11 protein-coding genes and 1 pseudogene are annotated in these 12,169 nt (G+C 66.9%); 9 read left to right on the top strand and 3 right to left on the bottom strand.

Annotated elements, in window-relative coordinates:
- Positions 1–169: 169 nt before the first annotated feature.
- Positions 170–646 (top strand): CPBP family intramembrane glutamic endopeptidase, encoded by a 477-nt coding sequence (locus tag AC6CH3_RS21075; RefSeq protein WP_498134273.1) that lies wholly within the window; start codon positions 170–172, stop codon positions 644–646.
- Between the two features lie 25 nt (positions 647–671).
- On the top strand, positions 672–1,271 hold the full coding sequence (locus AC6CH3_RS21070) for a hypothetical protein (RefSeq protein WP_498134272.1): 600 nt from the start codon (positions 672–674) through the stop codon (positions 1,269–1,271).
- On the opposite strand, the gene AC6CH3_RS21065 is transcribed toward AC6CH3_RS21070, so the two are convergent.
- Positions 1,260–1,910: a hypothetical protein gene (locus AC6CH3_RS21065; RefSeq protein ID WP_498134271.1), complete on the bottom strand. Its 651-nt coding sequence runs from the start codon at positions 1,908–1,910 to the stop codon at positions 1,260–1,262. The genes AC6CH3_RS21070 and AC6CH3_RS21065 overlap by 12 nt on opposite strands.
- 266 nt (positions 1,911–2,176) lie before the next feature.
- Positions 2,177–3,229, bottom strand: coding sequence for an adenosine deaminase (locus AC6CH3_RS21060; RefSeq protein WP_498134270.1), 1,053 nt, complete (start codon positions 3,227–3,229; stop codon positions 2,177–2,179).
- 99 nt (positions 3,230–3,328) lie between these two features.
- Here AC6CH3_RS21060 and AC6CH3_RS21055 point away from each other — a divergent pair, with 99 nt between their 5' ends.
- Complete coding sequence (locus AC6CH3_RS21055; RefSeq protein ID WP_498134313.1) at positions 3,329–6,073, top strand: excinuclease ABC subunit UvrA; 2,745 nt, start codon at positions 3,329–3,331, stop codon at positions 6,071–6,073.
- A gap of 260 nt (positions 6,074–6,333) precedes the next feature.
- Entirely contained in the window at positions 6,334–7,032 is a 699-nt protein-coding gene (locus AC6CH3_RS21050; protein ID WP_498134269.1) for a transglycosylase family protein, read from the top strand.
- Positions 7,033–7,379: 347 nt separating this feature from the next.
- Here the strand turns inward: AC6CH3_RS21050 and AC6CH3_RS21045 are convergent, their stop codons facing one another.
- Entirely contained in the window at positions 7,380–7,907 is a 528-nt protein-coding gene (locus AC6CH3_RS21045; RefSeq protein ID WP_498134312.1) for a hypothetical protein, read from the bottom strand.
- A 269-nt stretch (positions 7,908–8,176) separates the two neighbouring features.
- On the opposite strand from AC6CH3_RS21045, the gene AC6CH3_RS21040 reads away from it, so the two are divergent.
- The 5 genes and pseudogenes from AC6CH3_RS21040 to AC6CH3_RS21020 all read left to right on the top strand — a co-directional run.
- Complete coding sequence (locus AC6CH3_RS21040; protein WP_498134268.1) at positions 8,177–9,091, top strand: MSMEG_6728 family protein; 915 nt, start codon at positions 8,177–8,179, stop codon at positions 9,089–9,091.
- A gap of 101 nt (positions 9,092–9,192) precedes the next feature.
- Positions 9,193–10,080: a nuclease-related domain-containing protein gene (locus AC6CH3_RS21035; RefSeq protein WP_498134267.1), complete on the top strand. Its 888-nt coding sequence runs from the start codon at positions 9,193–9,195 to the stop codon at positions 10,078–10,080.
- A 66-nt stretch (positions 10,081–10,146) separates the two neighbouring features.
- The gene (locus AC6CH3_RS21030) at positions 10,147–11,007 is read left to right on the top strand and encodes an NAD-dependent epimerase/dehydratase family protein (protein ID WP_498134266.1); all 861 of its coding nucleotides are present in this window, start codon (positions 10,147–10,149) and stop codon (positions 11,005–11,007) included.
- A 105-nt stretch (positions 11,008–11,112) separates the two neighbouring features.
- Positions 11,113–11,535: a DUF1622 domain-containing protein gene (locus tag AC6CH3_RS21025; protein WP_498134311.1), complete on the top strand. Its 423-nt coding sequence runs from the start codon at positions 11,113–11,115 to the stop codon at positions 11,533–11,535.
- A 90-nt stretch (positions 11,536–11,625) separates the two neighbouring features.
- Positions 11,626–12,169: pseudogene (locus tag AC6CH3_RS21020) on the top strand (HNH endonuclease signature motif containing protein); the annotation flags it as partial.

Raw genomic sequence — 12,169 nt, 5'->3', positions numbered from 1 at the left:
TCCTGCTGCTTAGGGCCCGGCACCACACCTTCGAGGCGCCTCTTTCTTCAGGACTAGCAGGTATGGGAAGCCGCTGCAAGCATTCTGCCGCCGGCCCGCCACGCCGCTGGCGCCCTGGCGCAGAACGGGCGGACGATGGAGCACCACGCACTGTTCGTTTGGAGCCGCCATGCGTCGTTCAAGCACCTGGCTCAAGAACCACAGGCTGGACGGGCCGCTGGGTGAAGAACCGGGCTTCCGCGGCTACGCCCTTCCCCTGCTGCAGGCCACCCGGCCACCGCTCGTCTCGGCGGCGATCCTGGGCGTCCTGGTGGCGTTGTGGCATCTGCCGCTCGTCCTCTTCAACGGCCTGAGCCCCATGGGACTGCCGACGACGTTCATCATCACCTTCGTCTACGTCTGGCTCTTCAACCGCACGGGCGGCAGCGTCTTGCTGACCTACCTTTTCCACAACAGCCAGGGCACCTTCACCGTCGGTTCCTTCGGCTTCACCGGTGCAGCCGCAGGCCGCGCCGAAGTGATCTATTTCGCGGTCGTGCTGGCAGCGGTCCCGGCCACCGTCTTCTTCGATCGCACAGCCTGGCGCAAGGCACCCCGCTCGGCCACCGCCGTCAGGCGCTTCTCCCGCAAGATGCGCCCCCTGTGAGGGTGCCCAGCGCCGAGGAGGAAAGATGTCCTCACCACTCGCTTCAGCCGCCGGCCCGATCGCCCTCGCCGCCGGGCTCGCTTTCGCTGCCGTGGACGTGGCCCGTCTGCTCACCGCCGACCTGGAGCGGATCGACATGATGCGCCAGACGCCGTTCGTGGTGGCCAACGCACTGTATTGGGTGGTCTTCGTCGGGCTCGTCCTCGCCCTCGTGTCCGTCTACCTCCGCTATGCAGCGCAGACCGGCGGCATCGGCGCCATCGGCTTCTGCTTCGCGCTCGTCGGCACTCTGGACATGGCCGGCAATGTGTGGTTCGACGGGTTCGCTGGCCCCTGGATTGCTGACGTCGCGCCCGGCGCCATTCTCGCGGGCGGGTCCGGGATGCTGGCGGTCGGCGGCCTGTCCAGCTACGTGCTGTTTGCCCTCGGCTGGATAGTTTTCGGCATCGCAGGCTGGCGGGCGCGCATGTTCCCGGCGTGGGCAGGCATTGCGTTCATCGTGGCCGGCGTCCTTGGCTTCAACGCGGGCCTGCCGCCCTACGGAATCCCGATCGGGCTCGCCGTGGCCGCCCTTGGCTGGTGGATCTGGCGCGGAACGCCGCACCGGCTGCCCTCAGCCCGATAGTTCCGCCAGCAGCTCAAACGGTGCCAAGACGGAGTTGGGATCCGTGGGGGTTACCTTCCGCAGCTCGGGAACCGTGGGGGTTACCTTCCGCAGTTCGGGAACCGTGGGGGTTACCTTCCGCAGATCGGAAACGGTAGGGGGTACCTCCCCCAGCTTCGGAACATTAGGCGGTACAACCGGCAGCTTCGGAACTTTGGGGGTTACGACAGGAGGCTTCGGAACCGTCACGGGCGCCTTGCCGGGTCCCGGCTTCTTGGCTGCAGCCTCCCCAGCTGCCTTCTTGGCTGCGGCTTTCTTCTTGGCTGCGGCAATCTTGGCCTTCTCCGCCGCCGCTTGCTTCTTGGCTGCGGCAACCTTGGCCTTCTCCGCCGGCGCACCCTTTCCGGTCGCGTCAACCTTGGCCTTCTTCGCCGCAGCTTCCTTAGCCTTGGCGGCAATTTTGGCCTTCTCGGCTGCCGCCCTCTGGGAAACGCCTACCTCCGACGATATGTCGGTGTACGTGGAACCGGAATTGGCCTGGGCACGGGTGCTGGCCTCGCCCGATGATCGCGAGGGTTGAGCATCGGCCCCGGCACTGCATGCCGGCGTGGCGAGTAGGACCGAGAGCATGCTGATGGCCAGCAGATTTTTCCTAGGCATGGTGATAAAAGCCTCTGTGGGGAGTGCGGAAACGGCAGTCCGATGGGGGGACAAAGTCCTGCCGATGTCTGTTACGGTCTGCGGCCACGCCTGGCAATGCCGCCTGGGGACTTACCACACAAGACGGCGTTCAGGACCCTCTGAAGGGCGTGGCGCCAACCGGTGACCTAAACGTAACATTGCCCGACGCGGGGAGGCCAATTCACTGCGTGCCGCTTCAATCGGGGACGTCACATGGGATTACATGCCCCCTCCTCCCAGAGACCTCAGCCCGAGAGTTCCGCCAGCAGCTCCGCCTTGCGCTCATCGCTGGCAAACGAGGAGCCGATCGAGTTGGCGGCCAGCCGGACGCGGTCGAATTCTGAGAGCCCCAGCACCGACTCCAGCTGCGCAAAGTTGTCATCGACATACCCGCCGAAATATGCCGGATCATCCGAGTTCACGGACACGTTCAGGCCGGCAGCCAGCATCGCCGGCAGCGGGTGGTCGGCCAGCACATCCACCGCCCGGAGCCTGACGTTGGAGAGCGGGCAAACCGTCAGCGGCACGCGGTCCGCCACCAGCCGCTCCACCAGCTCGGGGTCCTCCATGCACCGGATGCCGTGGTCAACGCGTTCCACGCCCAGGACGTCGAGCGCTTCAATGATGTACGACGGCGGGCCCTCCTCGCCTGCGTGGGCGATCCTCCGCAGGCCTGCTTCGCCGGCCCGCGCAAACAGCCGCTCGAATTTGGCCGGCGGATGGCCTACCTCCGCGGAATCCAGTCCAATGCCGGCAATTGGCGCGTTCATCGCCAACAGCGCTTCGAGAACCTCCAGCGCCGATTCCTCGGGCAGGTCCCGCAGGAACGCCGCGATCAGCAGCGTGGAAATCCCAAACTCGTCCTGCGACGAGGCGAGGACGGAGGCCACCCCGTTGACGCAGGTCTCCAGCGAAACCCCGCGGGACAGATGTGCCTGGGGATCCAGCATGATTTCCGCGTGCCGCACCCCGGCCGCGGCCGCCCGGCGCAGATAGGCACGGGTCATGTCCGCGAAGTCCTCCGCCGTCCGCAGCACCGCCATGTTGGCGTAGTACAGGTCCAGGAACGACTGCAGGTCCGTAAATTCGTACCGCGCCCGCAGCTCGTCCAGATCTGCATAGGGAAGCTCAATGCCGTTGCGCTCGGCGAGCGCGAAGATCAGTTCCGGTTCCAGGGTCCCCTCAATGTGCAGGTGCAATTCAGCCACGGGGAGGAGCGGCGGTGCTGCCTGGCCGTCCGGTTCGCTGGAAAGTGGGGCTGGATCGGCCGGTTCGGCGGCGCCGTCGTAAGTGTTCACACCGCCAGAATAGTCCCCGGCCCAGCCATCACCGCTAGAGTCGATTGGATGCGAAGTGACCAGCACGCTGCTCCTCTGCCGGATCTGGCGACAGAGCTCATGCCCGACCACCCAACGGACGGCTTTGTCCGGGTGCGCGGCGCCCGCGAAAACAACCTGCGAAATGTGGACGTGGACGTGCCGCGCGATGCCATCGTCGCCTTCACCGGGGTTTCCGGCTCCGGCAAGTCCTCACTGGCGTTCGGGACCATTTACGCCGAAGCCCAGCGCCGATACTTCGAATCCGTGGCGCCGTACGCCCGCCGCCTCATCCAGCAGGGGCACAACCCCAAGGTGGAGATGATCACCGGGCTGCCGCCCGCCGTCGCACTTCAGCAGCGCCGCGGCACTCCCAGCAGCCGTTCGACGGTGGGCACCGTCACGACCCTTTCGAACTCCCTGCGCATGCTGTTCTCCCGCGCCGGGACGTATCCGGCCGGGGCGGCCCAGCTGGACTCGGACGCCTTCTCCCCCAACACGGCTGCCGGCGCCTGCCCCGAATGCCACGGCCTCGGAATCGCCCACACCGTCAGCGAAGCTTCGCTCGTTCCGGACACCTCGCTCAGCATCCGTGACGGCGCCGTCGCCGCATGGCCCGGAGCATGGCAGGGCAAGAACCTGCGCGACATCCTCACGCACCTCGGCTATGACGTTGACACGCCCTGGCGGAAGCTCCCCAAGAAGCACCGCGACTGGATCCTCTTCACCGAGGAACAGCCCGTGGTGGAAGTGACGCCCCAGCGCGACCGCGTGGCCAAGCCGTACAAGGGACGGTTCTGGAGTGCGAGGAGCTACGTCCTGCACACCCTGGCCGATTCCAAGAGCAACACGATGCGCGAACGGGTCCTCGCCTACATGGAAACGGGGCCGTGTCCCCGGTGCGGCGGCACCGGCCTGACCCCGGACGCGCTGGCCGTGACCTTTGCCGGGCACACGATTGCCGACCTGAACGCCGTGCCTATGGCCGAACTCGCGGAAATCATCAGGCCCACCACTGAACTGACAGAGTCAGCCACCGCATCGCGCATGCAGACGTCCGGCGAGAACAATGAGGTGGCGGTCGCGATCACCCGTGACTTGCTCCAGCGGATCACGGTGCTGCTGGACCTCGGCCTCGGCTACCTGGCGCTCGGACGCTCCACGCCAACCCTCTCCCCCGGCGAAATGCAGCGGCTCCGCATCGCGACGCAACTGCGCTCCGGACTGTTCGGCGTGATCTACGTTCTGGACGAACCTTCTGCCGGACTGCATCCTGCCGACGCCGAACCGTTGCTTGCCGTCCTCGACCAGCTCAAGTCTTCCGGCAACTCGGTGTTCGTCGTGGAGCACAACATGGACGTGGTGCGTCGTGCCGACTGGCTGGTGGATGTGGGCCCGCGTGCCGGCGAGGGCGGCGGCGAAGTGCTTTACAGCGGCCCCGTGGCCGGCCTGGCCGACGTCGAGGAGTCCGTCACCCGGCCCTTCCTGTTCGGCACCGGTTCCGCCGGGGTCGGATCACTGCTGGGGATGGGGGTCGACGGCGGCACTGACGACGGCGGCCCGCGCGGCGGCGGCACTGACGACGGCGGCCCGCGCGGCGGCGGCACTGACGACGGCGGCCCGCGCGGCGGCGGCACTGACGACGGCGGCCCGCGCGGCGGCGGCATTGACGACGGCGGCCCGCGCGGCGGGGCTCGCCGCCGGGAGCCGGAAGGCTGGCTGGAACTGCGCGGCATCAGCCGCCACAACCTGCGCGAACTCGATGCCGACTTCCCGCTGGGCGTCCTGACCGCCGTTACCGGGGTCTCCGGCTCGGGCAAGTCCACCCTGGTCAGCCACGTGCTCGCCGAGGTGGTCGGAGCCCGGCTGCACCCGGACACCGCGGCCGCAGCCGGCGCGGGCTCCGGCGCTGCAGCCGGCACCGGTACCGGCTCCGAATCCGCCACCGACTCCGGCGCGGGGCGGCCGGACCCGCTGGGTGAAGACGCCGCCGAACTCACCGCGCCGCTGACGGTGGGGCCGGTCTCCGGCCTGGACCAGGTGGACCGGCTGGTGAAGGTGGACCAGAAACCGATCGGCCGCACACCGCGCTCCAACCTCGCCACCTACACCGGACTCTTCGACGCGGTCCGCAGGGAGTTCGCCGCGACGGACGAGGCCAAGTCCCGCGGTTTCGGCGCCGGACGATTCTCCTTCAACGTGGCCGGCGGACGCTGCGAAACCTGCCAGGGCGAGGGGTTCGTGGCCGTGGAACTGCTGTTCCTGCCCGGCAGCTACGGCCCCTGCCCGGAATGCCACGGTTCCCGCTACAACCCCGAAACCCTGGAGGTGACGTACCGCGGCAAGAACGTCGCGGAGGTCCTGGGCATGACGGTGAATGCAGCCTCCGAGTTCCTGAACGACGTTCCGGCCGCCGCTCGCAGCCTGCAGACCTTGCGGGAAGTGGGCTTGGGCTACCTCCGGCTCGGCCAGCCTGCCACCGAGCTCTCGGGCGGCGAGGCCCAGCGCATCAAACTCGCCACCGAACTCCAGCGGGCCCGCCGGGGACACACGCTCTATGTGCTGGACGAACCCACCACCGGACTGCACCCGGCGGATGTCCAGCTGCTCATGGCGCAACTCCACCGCCTGGTCGATGCCGGCAACACCGTCGTCGTCGTGGAACACGAAATGGACGTCGTGGCAGCCGCGGACTGGGTGATCGATCTGGGCCCGGCCGGAGGCGATGCCGGCGGTGAGATCGTCGCGGCCGGAACGGCGGCCGCCGTCGCGAGCGCCCAAGGCAGCCGGACGGCGCCATATCTGGCTTCAGCCCTGAAATCCTGAGCGAAGCCGGACGCATTTATCCGGCCTCACCTCTGGCGGCTGGACGGTCAAGAATGATCTCGATTTGATAACGGAGCCCGGCTGCCTTACCGTTGAACACATGCCCGCGCGAAGCGGGCCCATGAATGCCCGGTGCCGCCTCCACCAATTACTGCCCGGCCGGCGGACACCGAAATGACCTCTAGTTTGTCAGGGGCGGGCGGTAGCGCGACAACGTCCGGGGACGGACCGAGCGCGGGTGGCCTCAGGAGCATCCCACAATGAAGAAATCCACTTTCACTACTGCCGCGCGCCGCGGCGCAACTCTTGTGGCCGTTTCCGCTGCTGGCCTGGCTCTTTCCGCCACCGCTGCCAACGCCGCAACCCCCACCGCCACCAGCGGCTCCACCTGGGACGCACTTGCCCAGTGTGAGAGCGGCGGCAACTGGGCCATCAACACCGGCAACGGCTTCTCCGGCGGCCTGCAGTTCACCCCGCAGACCTGGGCCGGCTTCGGCGGCACGGGTGCACCTGAAAACGCCTCCCGCGCCCAGCAGATCGCTGTAGCCGAGAAGGTCCAGGCCACGCAGGGCTGGGGCGCCTGGCCCGCCTGCGCCGCCAAGTTGGGCCTGAGCGGTGGCGGCGGCGCCCCTGCTCCGCAGATCCAGCCGCAGAGCGCGCCGGTTCAGGCCGCTCCCGTTCAGGCCGCTGCACCCGTTGCCCAGGCCCCGGTAGCCACCCAGGTCCCCGTCCAGGCTCCTGTGCAGGCACCGGCTCCCGTGGAGACCCAGGCCAAGCACGTGGCTCCCGTCGCACTGAGCGGCGAGACCTACACGATTCAGGCCGGCGACACCTTGAGCAAGATCGCCGAAAAGCTCGGCGTGAAGGGCGGCTGGCAGAGCCTTGCCGACGCCAACGCCGACTCGATCTCCGATCCGGACCTGGTGTTCGTTGGCCAGGTCCTGCAGCTTCCCGCCTAGTCAGCAGGCCTGCTGACAGTAACTGGCTGCCTGTAGAACAGTGCCGGGCGCCCCGTTTGCGGGGCGCCCGGCATTCTTCTTTAACTTGCCCTCACAGCAGTACGACGGCAGGGAACTGCCTGTTCGAGGTGGGGTTCCGGCGTCGCCGGTTAATCGGTGCCGCCTTATCGGTTGGTGGCTAGATCAGTTGTCGGCTGAATCAGTTGCCGTCTAATCAGAGCCGTCGCGCCAGCGCCACGCGCTTAAAGCAATACGACCGCTTAAAGCAGTAACGACGCCGGGACGCCCCCTTCGCGGAGGACGTCCCGGCGTCGCTGTATTTAAGTCGGTGTACTTTGAGCCGGCGCTCAGGCGGCCGACGGCAGTTCGCGGACGATGCGGACCTTCCATGCGGCGTCGTCGCTCGTGTCGAGCAGGGCAACGGTGCCTGAGGCCAGGTGAAGGGCGACGCGCTTGGCGTGGAGCAGCTCGAGGTAGAGGTGCTCGTTCATGCGGGAAGGCGTGTCAATGACGAACTTCACGGCGTCGCGGACTTTGCGGTAATTGGTGCTGCGCTCACGGTGCCGGTGGAGTTCCAGTTCGTGGCGCTGCTTCACGCGCGGCTCGTGGCGGTTCAGCCAGTTCACGGCCAAGTGCACTCCGATGACCACCGACAGTGAAACAGCGTAGATCCACCAGCCCGTCGACATCAGGAACAGTGGCAGATTAGCGATGGCCACGATGGCGATCACGAGGCGGAGAGCGACCAGTCGGCGCAGGGTCAACGAGACGGACGCAAGCGCGGCACGGAATCCATGCTGCTCCTTGCGGGCGGCGGCCGGATCCAGCGTGAACTCGTCCAGAACAAGGATGCCGTTCGCCTCGGGGCCAAGCATCTTGCCGTACTTCGGAACAAACGGCTGGGGTGCCTGTGACGCGTGGGATTCAGGTGCTGAGGCCGCGGTTACTGACGGCGCAGGGGAGGTAAGAGTCATGTGAAGGCTTCCAGACGCTATTCGGGTTTCGGCTATCTTAGTGGTTTACCGCCCCGCCTGTATGCATGGGTCCACATTGTGAACATGCAGCGGGGCACATGGCCCAGGAAATGGTTGTGGGCCGTGACACCGTAATTGGCACATCGGGCGCGGGGCCTCAGACTGAAAAGATGCAGACTTTCCTTCCCTATTCCGATTTCCAGCAAAGCGCCGCTGTGCTGGACCCTGCCAGGCTCGGCAAGCAGCGCGTCGAGGCGCTGCAAACACTCCGTGCGCTGGTGATCCCGGAGTACGGCTGGCAGTCGCATCCCGCCATCCGCATGTGGATGGGCTACGTCCCCGCCCTGACCATGTATGGCCTGGCCATGGCCGATGAATGGGAAAAGCGCGGATTCGCGGACAACACCCGCGACAACATCCGCGAGTTCGCCCCGCAGGCTGCCCACCCCGCGTACGCGGCCAAGATTCCCATGCCGCCGTGGTTGGGCGACCCCGAGCTGCACCTGAGTCACCGGTCCAACCTGATCAGGAAAGACCCGCGCTTCTACACGCCGGTTTTCCCCGACACGGAACCCGACCTTGAGTACGTCTGGCCTGAGCCGCGCCACGAGTTCCTCCCCGAGGATCCGGAAGGCGACGTCCTGTGGATCCTGCGCGAACACGTTGGCGACATCGACCCGGAGCGCCTGGACAAAGTCGGGCTGCCGGCCGTGGGCCGTGGAGCCGCAGTCACTGCGGAGAACCCGGAGGACGATTACCAGCCGGTCTACGCGGAGTCAGGCTCCCGCCGGCCGCTGAAGGTCGCCCGCAAGTTGCCTCCCAAGCAGCAAGTCAAAAAGCCGTCGCGGAAACGCCAGCGCCAAGAGGCCGCCTTCTCCACGCTTCCCGGCAAGTCCCCCGTAGCCGTCCCTCTTGAGGGTGGCAGCAGGTTCGCCGTCGGAATGGTGCTTGGGCGCCCCATCACCCTAGACGACGGCCGCTTCGGCCGGAACTTCAAAGTCACCGAGATCATCGACCGATCCGCCTTCGACTACCCCGCCCTGTTGCAGGACCCGCGGGTATTCTTCCCGGTCCCTGCGCTCTAAGCCGGGAGCCTGGTTGGCGTCCTAGGAGGCCTGTCCCCGGGACGTACTGATCGAATACAGTGGTCCTCGTGCGCCTCGTCGTCGTGGCGCACCCATGTGGATTGGGGACCAAATTGGGGGCAGGCGACGGAGCCGCAGAGCAGGCTCGACTGGCAGCGGAACGTGTGGCTAAGCTGCGCAGCCAACTCGATCATGCCGAACGGGCGGAGCGTGCCTGGGCAGCAGGGGCCGAGGGCGAGGCCCGCGTTGCGCGGATTCTGGAAGAACTACAGACGCACGGTTGGCGGGTTCTGCACGACGTCCGCTGGCCGGGACGGCCCAAAGCCAACCTGGACCATGTCCTCGTCGGTCCAGGTGGCGTGATAGTCGTAGATGCAAAGAACTGGACAGGCAACGTCCAACTCCGCGACGGCGTCCTCAGGCAGAATGGATACTCCCGAGAGCGCGAGGTTACCGGCGTCATCGAGCAAGGCGCCGCCGTTGCCGCACTGCTTGAACCGCAGCACCGCCGTTACGCCCAAGGGTGGTTCTGCATGGTGGGACAGCCGTCCATGCGGGGCCTCACCACCAGCGGCGCCAGGGTCGAAGGCCTCCATACTCTGCGCGACGCTCTTGGCGACCTCCCGGCAGTGCTGGACCCCATGACCGTAGAAGTCATCCACGACTACCTAAAGCAACTGTTGGCAGGAAACACGAATCCAACGCTGCTGACCACGAAGCACTTGCCCATTGGCGCCCCGGACTACTCGCCCGCCGCCCGGCCAGCGGTATCACTGGAACAGTGGCGAAGTGCACGTCAGATTCCCGTTCACCCGCCAACGCGCCCATGGCGCGGGAACCGCAAGGAGTCAACGAACTATCCGCGCCTGCTTCTGCCGTTGGTGGTGACAGTCTTTCTTCTTGGTGTTTTCTTCAACGTGCACTCTCAACTGCAGCAACCGACCCCGGCTCCTCGCCCCGCGCCTTCGGTGGCCAAAATTGTCCCGTAGGGGTCGTGCGTCAGGAGTGACGGTCCGGTTCACGGCTCCCGCGGGTGGACTGGCAGACTGGGAGGTATGACTATCCTTGTGGCCGGCTGCGGCGATCTGGGCACCGAAGCCGGTCTGCGGTTCGCCGCAGGCGGGCAGCGCGTTGTGGGCTGGCGGCGGTCGCCGGGGAAGCTCCCGGCACTGATCGAAGGAGTCGCGGCTGACCTGAGCTCCCCCGACCTTCCGCCGGTCCCGGCGGACACTACCGCCGTCGTCGTGGCTGTTGCCGCTGATTCGCCCACCGAGGAGGCGTACCGCGCCGCGTATGTGGACGGACTCTCCCACGTTCTGGACGCCCTCAAACGCGACGGCGTGACGCCGCACCGCGTTCTGTTCGTCTCCTCCACCGCTGTCTACGGCGACGCGGGCGGGGGTTGGATCGACGAAAACACGACGCCGATGCCGGGCAGTTTCTCCGGCCGCATCATCCGCGAGGCAGAGGATCTGCTCCACGAGCGCCTGCGCGAAACGCCAACGGCCGCAGTGGTTCTCCGTCTCGGAGGCATCTACGGCCCGGGGCGCACGAGGCTGATCGATCAGGTCCGCACCGGCACGGCCGTAGTCCCGACTGCACCGCGCTATACAAACCGCATCCACCGGGACGATGCGGCCGGCGCCATCGTTCAGCTGTGCACAATGGACGACGCACCTTCTCCCTTCTACCTGGGCGTGGACGACGACCCAGCCGAACTCGGCGACGTGCTGCGCTTCCTGGCGGCAGAACTGGGGCTGCAGGATCCGCCGTCGGGCAATATCGGCGACGGGCGCGGCGGCAACAAGCGGTGCAGCAACAAACTGCTGCGCGGAACGGGCTACTCCTTTGTCTATCCGACGTTCCGCGAGGGATATCGCGCGATCCTGGCGGGCGTTGGCGTGCGCCACCCGTAGGCTGATCTCAGGCGGCAGTTGGGGTCGAGAGGCGGGGCGGAGCGGGGACAGCCGCAACCGTAAGCGCGGATGGAGACGACCAAGACATTCGACGGGGGCACGGCGGTGGATTTTCAGCACATCATAGAAGCAGTCGGCAAGTTCGTGGACTTCGCGGGCGTGGCCGTGATGGTGATCGGCGCCGTCGTCTCGATCCCCATGGCATTGCGCGGCTACCAGCCCCGCCGCCTGCCCGCAGACGCCGAACGGATGTCCGTTTACCGCGCCTACCGCCAGCTGCTCGGCCGCTCCATTCTGCTCGGGCTGGAACTCCTCGTGGCGGCAGACATCATCCGCACCGTAGCCGTGGCGCCGACCTATGAAAGCGTCGGCGTGCTGGCGCTCATTGTGCTCATCCGTACCTTCCTGAGTTTCTCACTGGAACTGGAAATCACTGGTCGCTGGCCTTGGCAGAAAGAACCGTCATCGTCCCGCTCCGGTCCGGAGAGCGGCTCCGTGAACCGCGACTCCACCGTCCCCGAGGCGTAAGCAGGCTCCGCGTTTCCATCCCGATTCCTCCTTCCATCCGGGTTTCCCGGCCGCACTAAAAATGTCACACCCCTCTGAGAAAGTTTTCCTATGGAAGCCATGGGGGACAACGCAGCGGATCACACCGCGGGCCGGACGGTAACGTCCGGCTTCAGCGCGGCTTCCCTGCTGCGGAGCCGCCGGCTCTTCAGCGTTCCCGCTTCCATGTCAGATTCCGGGCTTGTGGACCGCGTGGTGTCCGACGCCGGTGCTCCCGGCGGGACTGAAACGGCTAGCGCCGTTGCGGACACTTTTTCGTCCGACGGCGGTGCTTCCGCTAATCTCAAAGCCTGCCTCGCGCTGGTGGAAGCGGCGGTGGAGTCCGCACCAGAGGAACTGGCCGCGGCCGGTTTCGGGGACGCTGCGGATTTCGCCGGCCTGGCGGAGGAGCTGTCCCGCCGGGTCGAGCACATCCAGCTGCTCGCCGCCGCCGCGGTCGAGCGGACCCGCACCGCAGCGATCAACACCGCCGGCCCGGCCAGCAAAACCACCGGCTGGACCACCGGCTGGCGCACCGAACCCGGCACCGAACCCACGACGGCGGCTTCCGCTCTCCCGGCCCCGGCCGCCCGGCTTGGGGCCGTGGATCCGGCCG

This window comes from Arthrobacter sp. GQ119 (assembly GCF_059759125.1).
This window is presented reverse-complemented; position numbering and strand designations above follow the sequence as displayed.